Source organism: Acuticoccus sp. I52.16.1 (genome assembly GCF_022865125.1).
Taxonomy (GTDB): Bacteria; Pseudomonadota; Alphaproteobacteria; order Rhizobiales; family Amorphaceae; genus Acuticoccus.
Genome location: NZ_CP094828.1, coordinates 3376361 through 3398806 on the forward strand (window position 1 = coordinate 3376361; position 22446 = coordinate 3398806).

19 protein-coding genes are annotated in these 22446 nt (G+C 70.3%); 9 read left to right on the forward strand and 10 right to left on the reverse strand.

The window, feature by feature from the left end:
• Nucleotides 1-77: 77 nt before the first annotated feature.
• From MRB58_RS15240 to MRB58_RS15250, 3 genes are all read right to left on the reverse strand, one after another.
• Nucleotides 78-494, reverse strand: coding sequence for a (deoxy)nucleoside triphosphate pyrophosphohydrolase (locus tag MRB58_RS15240; RefSeq protein WP_244777974.1), 417 nt, complete (start codon nt 492-494; stop codon nt 78-80).
• Nucleotides 494-1708 carry a bifunctional glutamate N-acetyltransferase/amino-acid acetyltransferase ArgJ gene (gene argJ / locus MRB58_RS15245; RefSeq protein WP_244777975.1) on the reverse strand — a complete coding sequence of 405 codons (1215 nt, stop codon included), beginning with the start codon at nt 1706-1708 and terminating at the stop codon, nt 494-496. The genes MRB58_RS15240 and argJ overlap by 1 nt, the downstream gene beginning before the upstream one ends.
• Nucleotides 1709-1882: 174 nt before the next feature.
• Complete coding sequence (locus MRB58_RS15250) at nt 1883-2782, reverse strand: peptidylprolyl isomerase (protein ID WP_244777976.1); 900 nt, start codon at nt 2780-2782, stop codon at nt 1883-1885.
• A gap of 157 nt (nt 2783-2939) precedes the next feature.
• Here MRB58_RS15250 and secA point away from each other — a divergent pair, with 157 nt between their 5' ends.
• The 3 genes from secA (at nt 2940) to MRB58_RS15265 (ending at nt 8384) form a co-directional block, all read left to right on the forward strand.
• Complete coding sequence (gene secA, locus MRB58_RS15255) at nt 2940-5780, forward strand: preprotein translocase subunit SecA (RefSeq protein ID WP_244777977.1); 2841 nt, start codon at nt 2940-2942, stop codon at nt 5778-5780.
• A gap of 178 nt (nt 5781-5958) precedes the next feature.
• Nucleotides 5959-7176: an adenylate/guanylate cyclase domain-containing protein gene (locus MRB58_RS15260; RefSeq protein WP_244777978.1), complete on the forward strand. Its 1218-nt coding sequence runs from the start codon at nt 5959-5961 to the stop codon at nt 7174-7176.
• Nucleotides 7167-8384 carry an adenylate/guanylate cyclase domain-containing protein gene (locus MRB58_RS15265; RefSeq protein WP_244777979.1) on the forward strand — a complete coding sequence of 406 codons (1218 nt, stop codon included), beginning with the start codon at nt 7167-7169 and terminating at the stop codon, nt 8382-8384. Before MRB58_RS15260 ends, MRB58_RS15265 begins: the two co-directional genes overlap by 10 nt.
• Nucleotides 8385-8414: 30 nt before the next feature.
• Here the strand turns inward: MRB58_RS15265 and MRB58_RS15270 are convergent, their stop codons facing one another.
• The gene (locus tag MRB58_RS15270; RefSeq protein ID WP_244777980.1) at nt 8415-9089 is read right to left on the reverse strand and encodes a nitroreductase; all 675 of its coding nucleotides are present in this window, start codon (nt 9087-9089) and stop codon (nt 8415-8417) included.
• A 176-nt stretch (nt 9090-9265) separates the two neighbouring features.
• On the opposite strand from MRB58_RS15270, the gene MRB58_RS15275 reads away from it, so the two are divergent.
• The 4 genes from MRB58_RS15275 to MRB58_RS15290 are packed head-to-tail and all read left to right on the forward strand — an operon-like array spanning nt 9266 to nt 12257.
• Nucleotides 9266-9874 carry an SDR family oxidoreductase gene (locus MRB58_RS15275; RefSeq protein WP_244777981.1) on the forward strand — a complete coding sequence of 203 codons (609 nt, stop codon included), beginning with the start codon at nt 9266-9268 and terminating at the stop codon, nt 9872-9874.
• Nucleotides 9875-9884: 10 nt separating this feature from the next.
• The gene (locus tag MRB58_RS15280; protein ID WP_244777982.1) at nt 9885-10298 is read left to right on the forward strand and encodes a Zn-ribbon domain-containing OB-fold protein; all 414 of its coding nucleotides are present in this window, start codon (nt 9885-9887) and stop codon (nt 10296-10298) included.
• Complete coding sequence (locus MRB58_RS15285) at nt 10295-11440, forward strand: thiolase (RefSeq protein ID WP_244777983.1); 1146 nt, start codon at nt 10295-10297, stop codon at nt 11438-11440. The genes MRB58_RS15280 and MRB58_RS15285 overlap by 4 nt, the downstream gene beginning before the upstream one ends.
• 34 nt (nt 11441-11474) lie before the next feature.
• A complete protein-coding gene (locus tag MRB58_RS15290) occupies nt 11475-12257 on the forward strand; it encodes an oxepin-CoA hydrolase, alternative type (RefSeq protein ID WP_244777984.1) in 783 nt (260 codons plus the stop codon).
• A gap of 373 nt (nt 12258-12630) precedes the next feature.
• On the opposite strand, the gene MRB58_RS15295 is transcribed toward MRB58_RS15290, so the two are convergent.
• Both MRB58_RS15295 and MRB58_RS15300 read right to left on the reverse strand, forming a co-directional pair.
• A complete protein-coding gene (locus tag MRB58_RS15295) occupies nt 12631-14082 on the reverse strand; it encodes a hypothetical protein (protein ID WP_244777985.1) in 1452 nt (483 codons plus the stop codon).
• Nucleotides 14083-14094: 12 nt separating this feature from the next.
• Nucleotides 14095-14562 (reverse strand): MarR family winged helix-turn-helix transcriptional regulator, encoded by a 468-nt coding sequence (locus MRB58_RS15300; protein WP_244777986.1) that lies wholly within the window; start codon nt 14560-14562, stop codon nt 14095-14097.
• A 194-nt stretch (nt 14563-14756) separates the two neighbouring features.
• Here MRB58_RS15300 and MRB58_RS15305 point away from each other — a divergent pair, with 194 nt between their 5' ends.
• A complete protein-coding gene (locus MRB58_RS15305; RefSeq protein ID WP_244777987.1) occupies nt 14757-15815 on the forward strand; it encodes an acyl-CoA dehydrogenase family protein in 1059 nt (352 codons plus the stop codon).
• A gap of 3 nt (nt 15816-15818) precedes the next feature.
• Nucleotides 15819-16973, forward strand: coding sequence for an acyl-CoA dehydrogenase family protein (locus tag MRB58_RS15310; protein WP_244777988.1), 1155 nt, complete (start codon nt 15819-15821; stop codon nt 16971-16973).
• A 3-nt stretch (nt 16974-16976) separates the two neighbouring features.
• Here the strand turns inward: MRB58_RS15310 and MRB58_RS15315 are convergent, their stop codons facing one another.
• The 4 genes from MRB58_RS15315 to MRB58_RS15330 all read right to left on the reverse strand — a co-directional run bounded on the left by MRB58_RS15315 (nt 16977) and on the right by MRB58_RS15330 (nt 22344).
• The gene (locus MRB58_RS15315) at nt 16977-17444 is read right to left on the reverse strand and encodes a thioesterase family protein (protein WP_244777989.1); all 468 of its coding nucleotides are present in this window, start codon (nt 17442-17444) and stop codon (nt 16977-16979) included.
• Between the two features lie 104 nt (nt 17445-17548).
• Entirely contained in the window at nt 17549-18499 is a 951-nt protein-coding gene (locus MRB58_RS15320) for a dienelactone hydrolase family protein (protein WP_244777990.1), read from the reverse strand.
• An 82-nt stretch (nt 18500-18581) separates the two neighbouring features.
• Nucleotides 18582-20090 carry a GH3 auxin-responsive promoter family protein gene (locus tag MRB58_RS15325; RefSeq protein WP_244777991.1) on the reverse strand — a complete coding sequence of 503 codons (1509 nt, stop codon included), beginning with the start codon at nt 20088-20090 and terminating at the stop codon, nt 18582-18584.
• Complete coding sequence (locus tag MRB58_RS15330) at nt 20083-22344, reverse strand: penicillin acylase family protein (RefSeq protein WP_244777992.1); 2262 nt, start codon at nt 22342-22344, stop codon at nt 20083-20085. The genes MRB58_RS15325 and MRB58_RS15330 overlap by 8 nt, the downstream gene beginning before the upstream one ends.
• Nucleotides 22345-22446 lie beyond the last annotated feature (102 nt).

Below are 22446 nucleotides of genomic sequence, written 5' to 3' on the forward strand. Positions count from 1 at the left end.
TGAACAGGGAATGCGTCGCCGATGTGACGACGTGCACCGATAATCACCTAACGGTTCAGCGCAGCAATCCGTTCGAACTAAGTAGCGGAAATGTCGGTGAATATGCTCTGAATGAATTGGACCAGCGGGGCGTCCGCCGCAGGCATCTCAAGCAAGGATAAAGCCAGCGGCGCGACAAATTTCAAATCCGCCACCTCTTTCGTGCGCGGCGTGCCGGTCCAGCGGCGTACGGCGAAGAGCGGCATCATCAGGTGGAAGTCGTCGTAGGTGTGGCTGGCGAAGGTGAGGGGCTCGGGCGTCGCCGGGTCCACGGTGACGCCGATCTCCTCGAAGAGCTCGCGGCAGAGGGCGACCTCGGGGGTCTCCCCGGCCTCGATCTTGCCGCCGGGGAACTCCCACAGGCCGGCCATCGCCTTCCCCGGTGGGCGCTGCGTGACGAGGATGTGGCCCGCCTCGTCGATCAGCGCGGCGGCCGCCACCAGGACGAGGCGCATCAGGAGCGGTAGTCCCCGTTGATGGCGACATATTCCTTGGTGAGATCGCAGGTCCACACCGTGTCGCGCCCGCTGCCGAGCCCGAGGTCGACGCGGATGGCGATCTCCGGCTTCTGCATCACGGCCGACGCGGCGGCCTCCGAGTAGGCCGGGTCGCGCTCGCCTTCGACGGCGACGCGCACGTCGTCGAACCAGATGGCCAGGCGGTCGCGGTCGGCCGGCTCGCCCGCCTTGCCCACCGCCATGACGATGCGGCCCCAGTTGGCGTCCTCGCCGGCGATGGCGGTCTTTACCAGCGGCGAATCGGCGATCGACTTGGCGATCTTGTTGGCGGACGCGTCGCTCTCGGCGCCCTCCACCGTGATCGAGACGAACTTCGTGCAGCCCTCGCCGTCCTTGGTGACCCAGTGGGCCAGCGCCAGGAGCAGGTCGTCGAGCGCGGCGGCGAAGCGCAACGCATCCTCCCCCGCGACCGCGACGCCCGAGGCGCCGGTCGCGAAGAGGAGCACGGTGTCGGACGTCGACGTGTCGCTGTCGATCGTCACCTTGTTGAAGCTCTTGCCGACGCCGGCGGACAGCATCGCCTGCAAGTCGGGCGCCGGGATCGCCGCATCGGTGGCCACGAAGGACAGCATCGTCGCCATGTCCGGCGCGATCATGCCCGCGCCCTTGGCGATGCCGGTGATGGTGACGGACCCGCCCGACAGCGCCACGGTGCGGCTCTCGGCCTTGGGGAAGGTGTCGGTCGTCATGATGGCGCGGGCCGCATCGGCCCAGCCGCCCGGCGTCAACCTGGCGGCGGCGCCCTCCATGACGGCGCCGAACCGTTCGGCCGGCAGCGGCTCGCCGATGACGCCGGTGGAGGCGAGGAAGACGTCCTCGGCCGCGATCCCCAGCGCCTGGGCGGCGAGATCGGCCGAGAGGGACGTCGCCGCGCGGCCCTTCTTGCCGGTGAAGGCGTTGGCGTTGCCGGAGTTGACCAAAAGCGCCCGCGCGGTACCCCGCGCAAGCTGCGCGCGGCACCACTCCACCGGGGCGGACGGGCAGCGCGAGGTGGTGAACACGCCGGCCACGGTGGTGCCTTCGTCGAACGCCATCAGCAGGACGTCGGTGCGGCCGCGGTACTTGATGCCGGCCTCGGCGGTGGCGAGGCGCACCCCTGCCACGGCGGGCGGCTCGGGGAGGTGGGCGGGCGCGAAGGGCGATGGGGTCATAGGTCTCGTCTCGGACGGCAACGGTCCCGCGCATACGCCATTCACGCCGCCGCGAAAAGCGGCAACCGCATCGACCGGAGCGGCATCGTCGCGCCGCCGGGCGCAGGCGCGGCGACCGGCGGATGCGGGGGGGCGCGGAGAGAGGAGGCGGGGCGCCGGGCCCCGCCCGCGGACTTACTTCGTCGGGGTCGGAATCGGCGCGTCGGCGTCGACCGGCGGGGCCTTGACCGAACCGATCGCCGACGTCGGCGTCTCGCCCGAGGCGGTCTCGATGGTGGCGTCCTCCTTCAGCTTGGCGACGGCGGCGACGTAGGCGTCGCGCACGATGAGCTGCTGGATCTGCCCGGCCACCTGGGTCAGCGGCGGCACCGGTACCTCGCCCCGCTCGTCGAGCTTGATGACGTGCCAGCCGAACTGCGACTGCACCGGCTCCTCGGTGATCTCTCCGACGTCGAGCGCGAAGGCGGCGTCCTCGAACGGCTTGACCATGCGGCCGCGGGTGAAGTTGCCCAGCGAGCCGCCGCGCTTGGCCGACCCGGGGTCCTTGGAGTGCGCCTCGGCGAGCGCGGCGAAGTCGGCCCCCTCGTCGAGCTGCTTGATGAGGTCCTTTGCCTCTTCCTCGGTCTCGACCAGGATGTGGCTGGCGGTGAGCTGCTCCTTGGGCAGCTTGGCGACTTCCTCCTCGTAGCGGGCCTGCAACGCCTCTTCGGAGACGTTGTCCTGCACGATGGAGGTCATGTAACTCTCCTGCAGGGCCTGCAGGCGCTGGAAGGCCATCCGCTGCTTGAACTCGGGCGTGTCGGCCATGCCTTCGGCTTCGGCGGCGTCGGCCATCAGCGCCATGTCGATGAGGAGGGAGAGGACCATCTCGCCCTGCTGCGACTCGGGCAGCTGCTGGACCGCCTCGCCGAGCGCGGCGCGGGCGTAGGTCACGTCGCCCACGGTGATGTCCTGGCCGTTGACGGTGGCGAGCACCTGATCGGGGGCGGGGGCATCGGCGGCATTGTCCTGCGCGAACGCGGAGGAAACGAGGAGGGCCGACAGGGCCATCGCACTGAGCGTGCGCTTGATCATTGTGGGTTGTCCTTCGGACTGGGGGCGGGCGTCTCGTTTGACATGGCCCAGCCCCAAACATATGTCGGATCGCGCGCGGCAGACGTTCGATTGCCGCCCATCGCGCCGGTTCGTATCATGGCCGTGCGCCGCTCCGCATAAGGTAAGGACATCTCGGATGCTCGGCACCCTGACCAAACGCATCTTCGGCTCGGCGAACGACCGCCGCGTCAAGGGCTACCGCAGCCGGGTGGATGCGATCAATGCCGCCGAGCCCGAGTTCGAGCGGCTGACGGACACAGAGCTCAAGGCCAAGACCGATGAGCTGAAGGCCCAGATCGCCGCCGGGAAATCCCTCGACGACGTTCTCGTCCCCGCATTCGCCACCGTTCGCGAGGCCGCCAAACGCGTCCTCGGCCAGCGACATTATGACGTGCAGCTGATCGGCGGCATGGTCCTCCACGAAGGCTCGATCGCCGAAATGAAGACCGGCGAGGGCAAGACCCTCGTCGCCACGCTCGCCGTCTACCTCAACGCGCTCTCGGGCAACGGCGTCCACGTCGTCACCGTGAACGACTATCTCGCCGTGCGCGACGCCGAGTGGATGGGGCGCATCTACCGCTTCCTCGGCATGTCGACCGGTGTCATCGTCCACGGCAAGTCCGACGTCGAGCGCAAGGCCGCCTACGATGCCGACATCACCTACGGCACCAACAACGAGTTCGGCTTCGACTATCTGCGCGACAATCTGAAATACGATATTCGCCAGATGGCGCAGCGGAAGCACAACTTCGCCATCGTCGACGAGGTGGACTCCATCCTGATCGACGAGGCGCGCACGCCGCTCATCATCTCCGGCCCGCTCGAGGATCGCTCGGACTTCTACAACACGATCGACACGTTCATTCCCCGCCTCGTGGCAGAGGACTACGAGGTCGACGAGAAGCAGAAGACCGCGCACTTCACCGAAGCCGGCAACGAGAAGCTGGAGCAGCTCCTCTCCGAGGCCGGCCTGTTGAAGGGCGAGACGCTTTACGACGTCGAGAATGTCTCCGTCGTCCACCACCTGCAGCAGGCGCTGCGCGCGCACCGCCTCTTCCAGCGCGACCGGGACTACATCGTGAAGTCCGGCGAGGTCATCATCATCGACGAGTTCACCGGCCGCATGATGCCCGGCCGCCGTTACGGCGAGGGGCTCCATCAGGCGCTGGAGGCGAAGGAAAAGCAGCCGATCCAGCCGGAGAACCAGACCGTCGCGTCGATCACCTTCCAGAACTATTTCCGCATGTACGCCAAGCTGGCGGGCATGACCGGCACCGCCGACACCGAGGCGGAAGAGTTCATGGACATCTACAAGCTCGACGTCGTCACGATCCCGACCAACCTGCCGATCCTGCGCCTCGACGAGGACGATCAGGTCTACCGCACGCAGGAAGAGAAATATAACGCCGTCGTCGAGGAGATCCGCGCCGCCCACGAGAAGGGCCAGCCGATCCTCGTCGGCACCACCTCGATCGAGAAGTCCGAGTACCTCGCCGACCGGCTGACGAAGGAGGGCTTCCGCCAGCGCGACCTCTCCGACCCGCAGGCCGCCATCAAGATCGGCGAGACGATGAAGGGCGGCAAGCCGGCCTTCCAGGTGCTCAACGCCCGCTTCCACGAGCAGGAGGCGAAGATCATCTCCCAGGCGGGTGTGCCGGGCGCCATCACCATCGCCACCAACATGGCCGGCCGCGGCACCGACATTCAGCTCGGCGGCAACGCCGATATGCTGATCGAGGAGGAGCTCGGCGTCCTGCCCGAAGGCGAAGAGGCCGGCGCCGAGCGCAAGTCGAAGGAAGAGGCGATCCGCGCCCGTGTCGCCGAGGGCAAGCAGAAGGCGCTCACCGCGGGCGGCCTCTTCGTTCTGGCCACCGAGCGGCACGAATCGCGCCGGATCGACAACCAGCTTCGCGGCCGCTCCGGCCGTCAGGGCGACCCCGGCCGCTCGCGATTCTATCTGTCCTTGCAGGACGACTTGATGCGCATCTTCGGCTCCGAGCGCATGGACGGCATGCTGAAGCGCCTCGGGCTGGAGGAGGGCGAGGCGATCGTCCACCCCTGGATCAACCGCGCGCTGGAGAAGGCGCAGCAGAAGGTCGAGGCGCGCAACTTCGACGCCCGCAAGAACGTCCTCAAGTACGACGACGTGATGAACGACCAGCGCAAGGTCATCTTCGAGCAGCGCCGCGAGCTGATGCAGGACGACGAGGTCCGTGAGACCATCGAGGAGATGCGCGTGGAGGTCGTCGAGGCGATCGTCGCCAAGCACATCCCCGAAAAGGCCTACCCCGAGCAGTGGGACACCAAGGGTCTCCACGACGAGGTGCAATCCGTCTTCGGCATCGAGGCGCCGGTGATGGACTGGGCGAACGAAGAGGGCATCGCCGACGAAGAGATCCGCGAGCGCCTCAAGACCGCCACGGGCGAGGCCGCGGCCAAGAAGGTCGCCAAGTACGGCCCCGACATGTGGCGCCAGGTCGAAAAGTCGGTGTTGCTGCAGACGCTCGACCACCTGTGGCGCGAGCACATCGCCCAGCTCGACCACCTGCGCTCGGTGATCGGCTTCCGCGGCTACGCCCAGCGCGACCCGCTGAACGAGTACAAGACCGAGGCGTTCGCCCTGTTCGAGGCGATGCTCGTCGAGCTGCGCACCGCCGTCACCGGCCAGCTCATGCACATCGAGATCCAGATGCGCGACGGTCCGCCGCCGATGCCCACCGAGGAGGAGATCGACGAGCTCGAGACTCATCACATCGACCCGCTGACCGGTGACGACGACGGGGACGGTGACTACGAATATGCCGGCGCCCCGACCGACGGGGAGATCGCCGAGGCGCGGGAGCCGCGCACGCTGAAGCGCGCCGGCGTCGAGCGCACGGCCGCGGACCCGACGACCTGGGGCAAGGTCGCCCGCAACGAGCCGTGCCCGTGCGGCTCCGGCAAGAAGTACAAGCATTGCCACGGCCGCGCGGTCTGACACCCCGCGCGACCCGTGTGCCGCGCCGCGCGGCACGGCGGGCGAGCTGCCGCCCGCCGGCGCGCCGCGCGCCCGTCCCGCCGAGCCTGCCGCGACGAGACCGCCCCGAGGCGCCTGGGGCGATGAGCACGGCCTGGGGCGATGAGCACGGACCGATGAGCACGGATCGATGAGCCTGGTGGGGACACGCTCCGCCCCGATGTCCCCGCTCGGCGCCGCGATCGAGGCGCTCGAGATCTACCTCGCCTTCGCCGCGCTGGGTGACGTCTCCGCCCGCGAGATCCTGCCCGGCTTCGCCGAGCGTGCCCGCGCCTCGGGCTTCACGTTGGCGCGCGTCTATGCCGCCTGGCGCCGGCTCGACCCGGTCATCGCCAGCTCCAGCATCGTGTGGACCCGCGACGAGGGCGCCCTCGAGGAGCACTGGACGCACGAGGACGGCCCCAACAGCCCCGAGTTCCTCGCCTCGCCGATCCACTATCTCTTGACCGCCGACGTCGATTTCTACCGCTGCCGCCTCGCGGGGGCCAACGAGCCGTACCGCTTCCCCAGCCTCGCCGCCTTCGCCGCCGACGGGCTGACGGACTACGTCATCGTGCGCGTCGGCTTCGGCGCGGACACGCAGATGAAGCGGCCCGGCGGTGGGGTGATGCTCTCCTTCGCGTCCGACGCCCCCGGCGGCTTCAGCGACGACGAGATGGATGCGCTCAACCGCATCAAGTACATGCTGGCGCTGACGATCCGCTCCACCCTCCAGGCCGACATCGGCCGCAGCCTCGCCCACACCTACCTGCCGCGCACCGCCGGCGACCGCGTGCTCGACGGCGAGATCCTGCTCGGCCACGGCGACACGATCGACGCGGTGGTGTGGTACTGCGACCTGCGCGGCTCGACGGCGCTGTGCGACCGGCTCGGCACCGAGCGCTACCTGCCCTTCCTGAACGACTTCTTCGCCGCCACGGCCAAGCCGGTGGTCGAACACGGCGGCGACGTGCTGGACTATATCGGCGACGCGGTGCTGGCGATCTTTCCCGGCGCGGACGGCGTCGCCCGTGCCCTGAGGGCCACGAACTGCGTGCGCGAGCGGCTCGGTGCGCTCCGCGCGCGCCACAGCGACGCAATCGGCGACCGGCACGACCTCGCAGAACTGATTGGCGTTGCCATCGACATCGGCCGTGTCGTCTATGGCAATATCGGCATCAACGAGCGGATGACGTTCTCGGCGATCGGCGGCACGGTGAACCGCGTGGTGCGGATCGAGCGGCTGACGAAATCGTACGGCGTGCCGATACTGGTGACGGACGCGGTGGCGCGTCAGGCGGGCGAGGGATGGATGAGCGTGGGACGGCCGGAGCTGGCGGGGATCGCGAACCCGCCGGAACTCTTTGCGTGTCGCTGACCGAATGCCGGGTGGAGGTCGCCGACCTCCAAGTCTGGCTGACCGAGGTCGCGCTCGAAGCGCGCGAGATCGGCACGCTGCTGAGCGAGTTGGGCGAACGGCTCAACGCGGCGGGGCTGGCGATCTCGCGTCTGTCGCTCGGATGGCGCGCCCTGCATCCGCTGACCTATGCCAACTTCGTCACATGGGCGGACGATGCGCCGCTGGAGGCGGGCGCGCTCAGCCATGTGGACGCGGCGCGGCGTGACGGCAGCAACAGCGTCCTGCGCCACATCGTCGAGAATGAGATCGCGCTCTATCGGGTGGACCTGACGGCGCCGGCCCAACCCTACGACCTCTTGCGCGAGCTGCGCGACGAGGGGCACAGCGGGTACATCGGCACGACCACCAAGTTCGGCGCCGCACACGTCGACCACGGCGTCATGCGGGGGGTGTTCTTCAGCTTCTGTACCCGCGCCCCGACCGGGTTCGACGATCGCACGGTCGACACCATGATGGCGCTGCGGCCGACCTTGGCGCTCGCCGTCCGCGCGCTGATCGAGATGGAGGCGAGCAAGGCGCTGGCGACCACCTACCTCGGCCGCCTCGCCGCCGAGCGCGTGCTCGACGGGGCCATCCGCCGCGGTGACGCCGAGGTGATCCCGGCCGCCATCTGGTACAGCGACATGCGCGCCTTCACGCCGCTGGCCGAGGAGCTGTCGCTGGACGAGACCATCGCCTTCCTCAACGAGGTGTTCGAGGCGACCGCCGGCGCGGTCGGCGACGCGGGCGGCCACGTGCTCGACTTCATCGGCGACGCGGTACTGGCGATCTTCCCCATCGAGGACGACGGCGTGCGCCGCTCGCTCGCCGCCCTGGACGACAGCCTCGCCCGCCTCGCCGAGATGCGCGCGCGGATCCTCTCCCGCGGGGGGCCGCTGGCGATGGCCGCCTCCGCCCGCGCGGGCATCGTCGGCATCGCGCTCGCGGTGGGGGACGTGCGCTTCGGCAATATCGGGACGCCGCGGCGCCTGTCGTTTTCGGTCATCGGGCCGACGGTGAACATGGTCGCCCGCATCGAGGCGCTCACCAAGATGCTGCGCGAGCCGGTCCTGGTCTCGGCGCCCGTGGCCGACCTCGCGCCAGGCCGCTTCGTGTTGCGCGGTGCCTTCAACCTGGAGGGCGTGCGGGACCGCCGCGCCCTCTACGGCCTCGCCAAGCGCAGCTAGTCTAGGCGGCGCTCCGGCACCGCGAGCCGCTCAGACGCCGTGGAAGGTGGCGAAATCGTCGATCGGGACGCGGTTGGCGCGGTGGGTGAAGGCGCGATGCGCCGTGTCGGCGTAGCCGATCGCGACGCCGGTGAAGAGCATGCGCTCGGGCGGCGTCTCCAGGAATGCGCCGACCGCGGCGGGATAGGCGGCCCAGTATTCCTGCGCACAGGTGGCGACGCCCTCGCCCTGCAGCAGCAGCATCACCGTTTGCAGGAACATCCCGCAGTCGGCCCACTGCGGCGGTCCCATCTGCCGGTCCACGGTGCAGAAGAGAGCCATCGGCGCGCCGAAGAAGTCCGCGTTGCGCTTGAACCATGCGCCGCGCGCCTTCTTGTCCTCCCGGACGATGCCCAGGTTGGCGTACATCGTCTCGCCGACGTCGAAGCGCCGGTTGCTGTAAGGCGGCGTCAGCCCCGGCGGGTAGACGTCGTATTCGCGCGTCGGCTCGCCCCGCGGATGCTCGGCGAGGACGCCCTGCATCATCGTGCGAAACCGCGCCATCGCCTCGCCGGCGACGATGTCGACGTGCCAGGGCTGCAGGTTGCCGCCGGACGGGGCGCGCGCGGCCGTGGTCAGCACGCGGCGGATCAGCTCGCCCGGCACCGGCGTCGGCAGGAAGGCGCGCACGGAGGTGCGCTGAGCGACCGCCTCTGCAACGTCCATATTCAGTGGCCCCGGCGACGGGTGGAGGTGATGGCCATTTGCGAAACGTCCTTTCGACATGCAGACTTGCGCGGCTCGCCGCACGATATTACGCATGCTTGCTATTAAACAAGTTGGCGGGGTCGAACCGCCACGTGGTTCGCGGGTCCCGCGAACGAGGGAGGACGCAAGCGAGCATGGACGCCAGCCAGCTGCTCGGCGGCAAGGTCGCGCTGGTCACCGGCGCGGGCCGCGGTATCGGCCGCGAGATCGCGCTGATGATGGCCGCCCACGGCGCCGCGGTGATCGTCAACGACATCGGGGCCTCGATGTCGGGCGAGACCACCGGCGAGACGCCGGCGGAGGAGGTGGCCGCCACCATCCGGGCCGCCGCCAAGCTCGGCATCGCCGGCCTGTCGAAGTCGATCGCGCTCGACATGCAGCGCTTCGGCGTCACGTCCAACTGCATCGCCCCCTTCGCCTGGGGCCGGATGACCAGCTCCATCCCGGTCAAGAGCGACGCGGACGCCCAGCGCGTCGAGCGGCTGAAGGCGATGAAGCCGGAGAAGATCGCCGCGGTGGTGACGGCGCTGGCAGCCGACGCGGCGCAGGACATCACCGCGCAGATCTTCGGCGTGCGCGCCAACGAAATCTACCTCTTCAGCCAGCCGCGCCCGATCCGCACGGTGCACACCGCCCAAGGGTGGACGCCGCAGTCGGTCCTGACGACGGCCTTCGCGGCCATGGCGCCGCAATTCATACCCAACGAGAGGTCCGGCGACGTCTTCTGCTGGGACCCGATTTAGGGAGCCGCCGATGGCCGACCGCGCACTGCCGACGATCACGCCGGAGACGACACACTTCTGGGACGGCGCCAAGGCGGGCGAACTGCGCCTGCAGCGCTGCACCCCGCACGGGCACGTCTACTTCCCGCCGCGCTTCTTCTGCCCCCGTTGCGGTTCGCGCGACATCGCCGTGATCAAGGCGTCGGGGCGGGCGAAGCTGCACTCCTACATCATCAACCACATGAAGGCGCCCGGCTTTACGCCGCCCTTCGTCGTTGCCGTGGTGGAGCTGGAGGAGGGCGTGAAGATGATGGCCAACATCCTCGGCGTCGAACCGTCTCACGATGCCCTGGAGCTCGACATGCCGCTCGAGGTCACGTTCGAGGCGCTGTCCGACGAGATCTCGCTGCCGCAGTGGCGCCCGGCGCAGGGAGCGGGCGAATGACCCCCGGCTCCGTCGCCATCGTCGGCGCGGCCGAGTCGACCGAGATGGGCAAGGTCCCCCACCTCTCCCAGCTGTCGCTGCATGCCGACGCCGCGCTCAACGCGCTCGACGACTGCGGCCTCACGCTCGCCGACGTCGACGGTCTCGCCACCGCCGGGCAGGACGCGGCCGACGTCGTCCAGCACCTCGGTCTCCACCCGACCTGGGTGGACGGCACGTCCGTCGGCGGCTGCTCGTTCATGGTCCACGTGCGCCATGCGGTGGCGGCGCTGGAGGCGGGGCTGTGCACCACCGCGCTGATCACCCACGGCGAGAGCGGGCGCAGCCAGGTGGGCCGGCTGATGCGGGCGATCTTCCCCTCCGCCAACCAGATGAACTTCGAGGCGCCCTACGGCGTCACCCTGCCGCCCTCCCGCTTCACGCTGCCGGTGCTGCGGATGATGAAGGAGACCGGCCTGACCTTGGAGCAGCTGGCGACGGTCGCCGTGGTGCAGCGCGAGTGGGCGGCCTTCCACCCCCGCGCCTCGTTCCGCGACCCGATCACCGTCGACGACGTCCTGAGCTCCAAGATGATCGCCGATCCGTTCCGTCTCCTGATGTGCTGCCTGGTGACGGATGCCGGCGGCGCGCTGGTGCTCACCAAGGCCGACCGCGCCCGGGACTTTCCCACCAGGCCGGTCTACGTGCGCGGCGCAGGCGAGAGCGCGGAGACGGCCATGGTGAGCCAGATGGAGGACTTCACCTCCTCGCGCGCGTTCCGCGTGTCGGGCAAGCTCGCCTTCGAGTCGGCCGGGATCACCCATGCCGACGTCGACCACCTGATGATCTACGACGCCTTCGCGCACCTGCCGATCTACGGCCTCGAGGATCTCGGCTTCGTCGGCCGGGGCGAAGGGGGGCCGTTCATCGCCGAGGGGCACACCCGGCCGGGCGGCAGGCTGCCGCTCAACACCAACGGCGGCGGGCTCTCCTATCAGCACTCCGGGATGTACGGCATGTTCGCGCTGCAGGAGAGCGTGCGGCAGATGCGCGGCGTCTCGCCGGCGCAGGTGCCGGGGGCGAAGATCTCCGTGGCGCACGGGGTCGGCGGCATGTTTCACGCGGCCGGCACCGTGGTGCTCACCAACGAGGCGCAATTGTGAGCGCCCACCAGACGGATTGATGGGAGGACGGGCGATGGCACGTGTCGAAGTCGAACGGGACGGCGCCGTCCTGACGATCGTCAACAACGACCCGGCGACGCGCAACTCGCTGGTGCCGGAGGTCTATCTCGGCACCACAGACGCGCTGAAGGCGGCGGAGGCGGACGCTTCGGTGCGGGCGGTGGTGCTGACCGGGGCGGGCGACTTCTTCTGCTCGGGCGGCAACATCACCAGCCTGCGCGACCGTGTCGGCGCCGACACCGCGACCCGGCGGCAGAGCGTGGAAAAGCTGCACACGTTGATCCGCACCATCCGCGCAAGCCGCCTGCCGATCATCGCGGCGGTCGAGGGCGGGGCCGCGGGGGCGGGGGCGTCGCTGGCGGCGGCCTGCGACCTCATCGTCGCCTCGCGCACGGCCTACATGTCCATCGCCTACGTGAAGATCGGGCTGACGCCGGACGGCGGGTCGACCGTGTTCTTCGGCCGCGCTTTGCCGCGCCATCTGGTGCAGGAGATGGTGTGGACGGGCGATCGCATCCCGGCCGAGCGGCTGGCCGCCCTCGGCCTGATCAACCGCCTCGCCGAGCCCGGCACGGTGCTGGCGGCGGCGCAGGCGTGGGCGGCGGAGCTGGCGCGCGGACCGGCGATGGCGATCGCCCGCGGCAAGGCCCTTGTGAACAGCGCGGCGACCGCGTCGGTGGACGAGCAGCTCGACCTCGAGGCCGACGGGATCGCCGAGGCGCTGGGCGGCCCCGAGGCGCGCGAGGGGCTCGCCGCCTTCCTGGACAAGCGCCCCACGGACTTCACCAAGACGTAGAGCACGTTCAATGAACTTGCGTTCACCGTCCGCGCTCCAGACGTTTGGTATGCGCGCGTTCCGGGCGGAAAACCGGCTCCACTTTTCCTGAACGCGCTCTAGACGAGGGCGTTTCCCCGGAGGAGGGCGGCGGGGTCAAGCGCGCGCCCGCAGACACGCGCAGCCCGCAGGGCGAGCATGGCGAGGACGGGCGCTTGACGCCGTCGTCCTTCTCCTCAGGCTCGAAGCTGCCGGTCAGGGCAGATGTCGTCTTCGGACATCTGAACTGAACGGCTGCCCGTCGGCGAGACGGAGGGAGCGCGAGGGGGGAAACCCCTCGCTTCGGCGGTTCCGCTCGCCACGGCGCCGCGGTCAGACCGTCGAACCGTCGAACCTAAGTCAGGACCGTCTCGACAAGGCCGATGACGAGGACCGAGGCGGTGTAGATCATCAGGTTGTAGATCCAGTTCCATTCCCAGGAGAGGCGGAAGGTGGAGATGCCGGTGAGGCGGCTCAGGATGAGCGGCGCGGCGGTGTACTGCGAGGCCGTGAGGGACATCGCCCACCCGACCGACAGGGACAGGACCATCGCCAGCGGCGAGATCGGCAGCGCGCCGAGCGCCTGGTAGGACGCGGCGAGGCAGACGGCGACGACGATGGGCGTCAGCGCGATCTGTGCGGCGAGGATCACCAGGGCCGGGATCGCGGCGATGATGAAGATCTTGCCGAGGGGGCCGAGGCCGAGGGACCAGGCCAGCGCGTCGGTCGGCATCAGCGCGCCGAGCATGGTGCCGATGAAGCCGGCGGCGGCCAGCGTCACCGCTTCGGGGGCGGAGCGGGGGATGGCGCGGGTGACGATGCGCCCCATCCGGGCGCGGACGACGGCGGAGCGCTCGCGCGGGGGAAGGTGGGCGTTCTGCGTGGTGATCCAGACGAGGGTCAGGAGCGGGGAGGTGAGCATCAGCGCCGGCACCACCTCGATGTGCAGGAGAGGCGCGAGGAGGCCGGCGGCGGCGACGAGGGCGGCGACGACGAGCGAAAGATCGCGCAGGGCCGTGCGCGGCAGCGGCAGCGGCGGCCGGCGCTGCGGCAGCGTTCCGGTGCCGACGAGGCCGCGCCGGATGAGGCGCCCTTCGAGCTGGTCCTCGGCCCACCCGGCGCTGAGCCAGATCATCGCCAGCACGAAGCCGACGAGCATGATCGAGGCGTGTGCCGCGCCGGGGAAGAGGTTGCCCAGCAGCGCCTGCGTCACCGTCGTCGGCGAGAAGAGGACCACGATGGCGAAGCCGCGCAGGGTCGCGGTGTATTGCCGCCGCTCCTTGATCGCGGAGATCTCCGGCGTGTCGCCGGCTTCGCGGGCGGCGTTGACGCCGGCCTGGATGAGCGGTGCCAGCAGCGCCAGCGCGCCGACATTGGCGAGCGCCGCCATCACCGCCGAGCCGATGGCGATCGCCCCGTAGCGCCGCGTCGGCGGCTGGCGGGTGAGGTAGCGGCCGAGCTGGTCTACGGCGATGGAGGTCGAGGCGGGCTCGCGCATGATGCCGATCAGCACCATGAAGGCGGCGAGGAAGAAGGATTGCTGAATCCCCGCCCACATCACCGCGCCGGGGTTGGGCAGGGCGACGGCGCCGAGGATCGCCAGCCCCACCGCGACGCTCGCCAGGATCCGCTCGCGCCGCGAGATCAGCGTCTGCCCCACCAGGAGGAAGGCGATGAGCAGGACGGCCGCGATCGCCGCCGTTTCGCGGTGCCCCGTGATGCGTGCCGCCAGGCCGAAGACCGCCAGCAGGGTCAGCGTGACGGCGGTGAGGCGCTTGAACGGGCCGAGGGGGGCTTCGGTATCCATGGGGTCCTGGGGTCAGTCCGCCGCATCGCGTGGGGACGAGGCGGCGAGGGCGGCGTGGAGGTTGCCGCGGATGGTGTCGAGGCGCGCTTCCATCACAGCGACCTCTTCGGCGGAGAAGCCGGCGTAGGCGATCGCGTCGATGGCGGCGATGGCGTCCGCCGTCGCCGTCAGCAGCGAGTGGGCGCCGTCGGTGAGGTGGACGCGGTTGGCGCGCCGGTCCTTCGGGTCGGTCCGGCGGGTGACGAGCCCGCGGGTCTCCAACCGCTCGACCAGGCCGCCGGCGGCGACGGCACCGATCTCCAGCCGGGCGGCGAGCTCGGACTGGGTGAGGCCGTCCTCGGCGACGAGGTGGGCGATGACCGAGGATTGGCTCGACGTGATGCCGTGCGGCTCCAGCATCCGATCGAACAGTCTGGCGCGCAGGCGAGCGATGTCGCGGAAGAGGAGCCGGCTGGTCGGGACGCCACGCGGCGGGGTCACTCGGGTCTCCGGGTCGGTCTGTCGGGCGGGCCGGGCGGGGCTCGTGCGTTCGGGGTGGGCGAGGCGACAATAGTACGCTGGCGTAACATTGGGCAAACCGGCTGTCCGCCGGCTTTCCTTGGGCGCAGGCGTGTGGGATTGTCGAGACGAGAACGACGTCGCCGGGCAAACCGGCGCAGGCCGATGGCGAGGATATGTCCGACACGCTCTTGACCGATTCCGCGGCCCAGGTCTTCGCGGATGCCGAGGCGGCGGCGCGGGGGGCGCGCTCCGCCCCCGCCTGGTCGGCCTCCCTGTGGGCGCGGGTCGAGGAGGCCGGCTTCGCCGCCGCGCTGACCTACGGCGAGGAGGGCATCACCAGTGCCGACGCGCTGGGGATCGTGCGAACCGCCGCCGCGCACGCCGCCCCGGTGCCGATCGGCGAGACGATGGTGGCGCACTGGCTCCTGGCCGAGGCGGGGCTCGCGGTTCCGGAGGGGCCGCTCAGCTTCGCCGCCGGCGACACGCTCGCCGCCACCGAGGGGGACGGCGCGCTCTACGTCGAAGGCCGGCTCGCGGCGGTCCCCTATGCGACGGAGGCGGCCGGGCTCGCGGTGGTGGTCATGGTGAAGGCGCGCCCGCTGGTGGTGCACCTGCGCGCCGCCGACTACGCGACCGAGCGCGGCATGAACCTCGCCCGCGAACCGCGCGACGACGTGGTGGTGCGGACCGCGGTGCCGCCCGACCGGTTCGGCCCCGCGCCGGTGGGCCTTGCCGGCCTCTTCGCGATCGGCGCCACGTTGCGCAGCGTCGCGATGGCCGGCGCGTTGGAGACGCTGCTCGCCCGCACGCTCGCCTATGCCGGCGAGCGGGTGCAGTTCGGCCGGCCGATCGCCAAGTTCCAGGCGGTTCAGCACAGCCTCGCCCAGATCGCCAGCGAGACCGCCGCCGCCCGCGCCGCGGCCGATATGGCCGCCGAGCGGCTGACCGGACCGGATGCCGGGACGCTGGCCGCCGTCGCCAAGGTGCGCGCCGGCGAGGCGGCGACCAAGGCCGCCGGCCTCGCCCATCAGGTGCACGGCGCCATCGGCTTCACCGAGGAACACGCGCTGCACCTTTACACCCAGCGCCTGTGGGCGTGGCGAGACGAGTTCGGCACCGAGGCGCAATGGGCGCTGGTGCTGGGGGAGGCGGCGCTGGCGGCCGGCGCTTCCGGCTATTGGCCCATGGTGACGGCGCTCGACGACGCCGCGTCCGGCGCCGCGGAGGCCTGAGCCATGGACCAGATCGCATTCGCGCCGCCGGCCGACGACCCCGCCCTCAGCGAGCTGCGCCGCGAGGTGCGCGCCTTCCTGGCCGAGACCATCGGCAGCCACCGGCCGGGTCAGCGCATCCGCTCCTGGATGGGCAACGACGCCGCGTTCTCGCGCGCCTGCGGGGCGGCCGGCTACCTCGGCATGACCTTTCCGGCACGCTACGGCGGGCACGGCCGCACCGCGATGGAGCGCTACGTGGTGAGCGAGGAGATGCTCGCCGCGGGCGCGCCGGTGGGGCTGCACTGGATCGCCGACCGTCAGTCGGGCCCGTTGCTCCTGCAATACGGCACCGAGGCGCAGCGCCAGGAGATCCTGCCGAAGGTCGCCGCCGGGGAGTGCTACTTCTGCATCGGCATGTCCGAGCCGGACTCGGGGTCGGACCTCGCCGCGGCGCGCACGCGGGCCGAGCCGGTGGAGGGCGGCTTCGTCATCAACGGCACCAAGGTGTGGACCACCAACGCGCATCTCGCGCACTACATGATCCTCTTCTGCAAGACGGAGGCGGCGTCGGACGACCGTCACGGCGGCGCCAGCCAGCTCCTGATCGACCTCGCCACCCCCGGCATCACCATCAGCCCGATCCACAACATGGCCGGCGCGCACGAATTCAACGAGGTGTCCTTCCGCGACGTCCATGTGCCGGCCGGGGCGCTGATCGGCACCCGCGGCGGCGGCTGGGCGCAGGTGATGGGCGAACTGGCGTTCGAGCGCAGCGGCCCGGAGCGCTTCCTGTCGACCTTCGCGGTGCTGACCGAGCTGATCCACGCCGCCGCGGCCGATCCGTCGCGCGAGGCAAAGGTCGCCATCGGCCGGCTGACGGCCCACCTGGTGACGCTCCGGCGCATGTCGCGCTCGGTGGCGGGGCTGTTGCAGGCGGGGGAGAACCCATCGCTTCAGGCGACGATCGTGAAGGACCTCGGCGCCGTCTTCGAGCAGGATCTGCCGGAGATCGCCCGGCTTCTCGTGCCACGGGGCGGCCGCGGCGATGGGCAGGGCCAGGGCGACTACCAAGCCGTGCTCGACTATGCGGTCCTGCACGCCCCGTCGTTTTCGCTGCGGGGCGGGACGCGGGAGATCCTGCGCGGCATCATCGCCCGCGGGTTGGGGCTGCGCTGAGCCTCAGGCGGTGGGCTCGTCGGTACGGGCCTGGCCCATCGCGCTGGTGAGGGCGTTGCGCAGCTGATCGGGCCAGGCGATCGGCCGGCGCTGCTCGCGGTCGACGAGGACGTGTGTGAAGTGCGCCTCGGCGGCGGCGGTGTCCCCCGGAGAGGCCGGCGATTCGAACAGGCCCGCGTGCCACGTGACGCTGGAATTGCCGAGCCGCACCACCTTCAGCGCCACCACCACGTCCTGGGGGAAGGCGATCGGTGCGTGATAGCGGCAGCCCGTCTCCACCACGAGCGCGATCACCGGGCCGGAGTGGATGTCGATCCCGGCCTTGGCGATCATGAAGCGGTTCACCGCCGTGTCGATAAAGCCGTAGTAGGCCGCATTGTTGATGTGGCCGTAGATGTCGTTGTCCGCCCAGCGCGTGGTGAACGTCTCGCTGAGGACGTAGTCCGACAGCCGGGAGGGCGGTGGTCGCATCGGGGCTCCTTCCGTCATGCCCCGACGAGTGTAGCCGAAATCGTCGCCTCGTCCCAAGCCGTTGGCCGATTTCACCAGGACTTTGGTGTTCCGGAAGGCCGGTGTCAGGCGCAACGGGCCGGCGGGTCGAGCGTGCCGCTGTCCTGCGCGCCGCCGGCCGCGATGGTTCGCAGCAGGATCTCGTCGGTCTTCCGCATCACCGCCTCGTCACGCAGCAGGTGAAAGCCCTTGAGGCTCACCGACCCGGCGATCATCATCAGCCGCGTGGCGAAGTTGGTGATCTTGCGTCCGCTCTTCTCGTCGATGATCGTCTGTTCGGGGTCGATCCAGGTGCCCAGGTCGCGGATGTTGAAGCGGTCGAACCGGCGCACGACGTCGTCGCTGTCCCACTGGTGGTAGGTGTCGGGGAAGACGATGTTCTCCACCTCCGACCCGCCGTTCTTCAGATCCTGGGCGATCATGTCGAGCCGCTTGGGGTGGAAGTTGTTGTCCAGCTCGCCGTTGAGGATCGCCACCGGCGCGCCTGTGGTCGCGTAGTCCTCCAACCGCGGCACGGTGGGACCGTAGTAGGAGACGTGGGCGGCGAACTTGTCGTGCGTCGGCACGAAGAGGCGGCGCAGCTGCTCGTAGGCCGTCAGCACGCAGATCATCCCGCCGTAGGAGAAGCCGATATTGCTGATGCGGCCGGCGTCGATGTCGGGCCGCTCGGCCAGCCAGCGCAGGCCGGCGAAGGCGTCCGCCAGCATCATCGATTCGGTGACGTTGATGGCGCGGATCGGGTGGGCGGCATTCTCGAACCCCCGCGTCTTGAAGGAATCGACCACCAGCGCGGCGTAACCGTGCTGCGCCAGGAAGCGGCCATAGCGCCGCTCGCGTGCATTCTTCACCCCTCCGAGGCCCTCGGAGACGACCACGGCCGGGTAGGGCGGGGGGAGGGTGGCGGGAGTGTAGAACTCGGCCGCCATCGGAGTGGTGGTGTGGGTCTGCCCGTAGTCGGTGAGGACGAACGGGTTGGCGGTGGGAACTTGAACGCGCTCGTAGCTGACGTCGTCCATGCGGGCGGCCTCTCCTTTTGGCGCGAAATGTCGGCTGCGGGTCGCCGGGATCTACCGGTTGCCCGAATGAAGAATGAACGGTCTAACCGGCGGCGAGTTTCATAACATCTTGACGAACGTCTTCCGACGTCGCCACGCGCGGGACTTTGTTCTGTCCGCCGAGCTTGCCGCGGGCGCGCATCCAGTCGGTAAACGCGCCGGGGGCGACGAACACCACGCGCGGAGCCTCGAGCTGATAGTCGCCGCGGCGGTGGACCTCGTAATCCTCGTTGCCCTCTTGCAGCGTACGGTCGAGGATGTCGGCGAAGCGGGCCGCGTCGGCCGGCGCGTCGAGCTCGACCACGAAGAGGTGTCGGCCGGCGCTGGTGCCCGCGTCCGGGTAGAGCGGGGCGACGGTGTATTCGGCGACGTGCCGGCCGGCGTCCTGCGCTGCGGCGAGGACGGCGGCCTCGATCTCGCGGCCCGACAGGTGCTCGCCGAAGGCCGAGAGGTAGTAGGAGGTGCGCCCTGTGACCTTCACCCGCGGCACCTCGCCGGGGATCAGCTCCACCACGTCGCCGATCTTGTAGGCCCACAGCCCCGCGCAGGTGGAGAGGACGATGCCGTACTCGCCCGCCGGCGCGTCGGCGAGGGTGAGGCGCGTGGGGGTCTCCGCCTCCCACTCGTCGATCGGCACGAACTCGAAGAAGAGGCCGATGTCGGTGTTGAGGCGCATCCCGTCGTCGATCCCCCGGTCGGCGGAGGCGACGAAGCCTTCGGACGCCGAGTAGACCTCGCGCCAGTCCACCTCGGGGCTCGGACACCAGTCGGCGAAGGTGTCGCGGTAGGGCGCGAAGCTCATGCCGCCGTAAACCAGGAGGTTGAGGCCAGGATAGAAGGCGCGCACGTCGCGCGCCCGGCCGGAGACCGCGGCCAGCCGCTCGAAGAAGAGGATCAGCCAGGAGGGCGTGCCGGCCAGGCAGTGGATCGGCTCGCAGAGCGACAGGCGGGCGAGCCGGTCGATCTTGGTCTCCCAGTCCGCCTCCAGCGCTTCCTTGATGGACGGGAACACGAACGGGTTCGACCAGCGCGGGTTCTCGAGCCGCGCGATGCCGGAGAGGTCGCCCGCCTTGATGCCCTCGCCCAGCTCCGTCATCGCCACCGAGCCCGACAGCATGAACGACTTTCCGCCCAGGACGTCGCTCCTCGGATAGCGGGCGACGTGGTGGGCGAGGAGATCGGTCCCGGCGCGCGCGTTGGAGCGGATCATCTCGCGTGTCACCGGGATGTGCTTGGTGCGCCCGCTGGAGGTCCCGGAAGAGACCGCGAAGTAGGGGATCCGCCCCGGCCAGGTGACGTCGTCGAGCACGGGGAAGGCGGCGTCGAAGTAGTCACGCTTGAAGTCCTCGAACGAGCGCAGCGGCACGCGGGCCTGGAAGTCGGCGACGGAGCGGATCGACGCGAAATCGTGGTCGCGGCCGAAGCGGGTGCGGGCGGCGCGGCGCACCAGCCGCAGGAGCTGGCGCTCCTGGGTGACGGCGGCCGAGTGGCGGGTGCGGCGCTTCTCGCGCAGTTTGCCGTAGCCGCGCAGCAGCGGCGTCGCGTCAAGCATCGGGGCCTGCCGGGGCGGGTGGGGCGATCGGCGTCGGGTGGCGGAAGTCCTCGGCGAGGCCGGCCTCTGAGAAGGGCAGGCGGATCTGCTCGCCGCGGCGCCAGGCGCCCAGCATGTCGAACATGGTGCGCGATCCCGGCCAGCCGTCCTGCCCGCCGAGGAGCACGGCCCATGTGCCGTCCTCGTCGGCGAGGTCGGCGACGAAGCGGGCGTTGGCGCCGAAGTTGGTGTGGTGCACCTTCTGCGTGAACGGGTGCATCGACTTCATCACCGTGTCGTTGGAGCCGCCGGAGGGGAACTCGATCGTCGGCAGCCGCGCCGCCAGCCACGGCAGCTTGGTGAACGGGTGCGACAGGCGCACCTTGTGGAGCCCGCCCCAGGTGCGGTGCGTCTCGAACGGCGCGGCGGCGCTCTCGACGGCGGCTTTGAGCGCGTCGACGAGGTCGGCCTTGGTCGCGGCGTCGACCAGCCGTTCCAGCCGCGAGAAGGGGCGCCAGTAGGGGCTGACGAAGCGCTGCGGCGAGCGCTCCTCCAGCGTTTCGACGAGCGGCTCGCTCACCAGCTCGAACGCCAGCGCGCCGGCCGAGTCGACGCCGTAGCGCCCGTCCCAGGCGGCGATGGCGTCCATCACCGGGCCGGCGAGGCCGATGTCGGACGCGGTCAGCTTCAGCTTTTCGGCGACGGCGAGTGCGGGGGCGTGCATCACGTCCTGTTGCAGCGCCTTGAGGTCGGCGGCGGTGAGATCGTCCCGCTCGGCCAGGAGCGCGCCGATCCGGCGGAAGCGGTGGTCGGCGGCGAAGAAGAGGCTGATCGTCACCGGCGGGTCGACCGGCGCCTCGTTGGAGGAGACGACGTAGCCGTCGGCCGGGTCGAGGCTCATCGGCAGCTCGCGCCCCGTCAGCAGGCGGGCCCACTGGCGGTGCGCCTCGGCCGGGCCGACGACGAGGTCGCCCGGCGTCGCCAGCGGCCGGGAGGGGATGTGCGCGGCGACCATCTTGCCGATGTGCCCCGCCGGATCGGCCCAGATCATGTTGAGGCCGGGAAGGGCACAGCCGTCGACCGCGTCCGCGAACGTCTCCCACGAAGAGGCGCGCATGAGGTTGCGGAAGGGGGTGAATTCGTCGCTCGGCCGGTGCCCCATCCAGTGCAGCGCGACGGTGCCGGAGGTCATGTTGAAGGCGTGCGCGTCGCTCACCACGGGGCCGAACGCGCTCTCGCGCGCCGCCAGCTCGTGCGTCGCCTTGCCGGCCTTGATGGCGATGGTCCGGTCCTGAAGCGGCTCGGCCGACACGTCGACCAGTTCCGACGAGGTCGCGTGCAGGTTGGTGCCGCCCCAGGCGCCATGCTGGTTGCGGCCGACGCCGAAGATCGGCAGCGCCGGGATCATGAAACCCCACACGTCGATCTCCGGCGTGCGGACGCCGGCGATCAGCCACAGGTTCGGCGCTGTGATGATGTGGTGCGGGTCGCACGCCAGCATCGGCACCCCCGAGCGGGTGCGCGACCCGGCGACGGCGAGCGCGTTGGAGCCGGCGCGGTCGAACGCGTTGGGGAGGGCGTCCTCCAGGTTGTCGGCGCCGATGGGGATGTCCTCGTCGGCGACGGCGGCGATGCCGATCAGCTCGGACCACATGCGCGCCCACTCCGGGTCCTCGCGCAGCGGGTTCAGCGTGCGCCAGACCTTCCACGCATAGTCCGCCGAGCACAGGCGCGAGACGGCGAAGAGCTGCTCGGCCGTCCACGGCTCGTAGGGGATCGAAAGGGTCTCGAACTCGGGCGGCAGGCGGGCCTCGGCGGCGGCGTTGATGCCGTCGGCGAAACCGTCCACCCAGGCGCGGGTGGCCGCCGGCATCAGCGCCAGCGAGGCCTCCGTCGCGCGCGGAAAGTCGATCAGCCGCACCAGACGGTCGAGTTCGATCGCGGCGCTGCCCGCGACCTCGGCGACGCGGCCGAGCGCGATGCGCCGCATCAGCTCCATCTGCGCCAATCTCAGGTGCCCGTGGACGATGCCGAGGCCCACGGCCGCGTCCCGATCCGACCCCGCCTCGACGAAGGGGATGTGATTGTCGTTCCAGCGGATCGCGAGGCTGGTGTCGACCGGTGCGGTCGCGGGCAGCATCGCCAGCCGCTCCTCCACCGAGAGCGCGGGAAAGCGGCGCACGGCCGAGCGGCGCAGCACCGAGGAGGCGAGCCCCGCGAGGCTGAAGGCCTGACGGGTGCGGCGGCCGAATTGCTTGATTGTCGATGACATCATTGGCGGGAAAACCGTCGCCCGGGAAGGAAGGTTCCGCCCCATCGCCCGTGACGAGGCGCAGCGCAAGGGCGATGCGGCCCCTGCGGCGATGCAAAGCGGCCA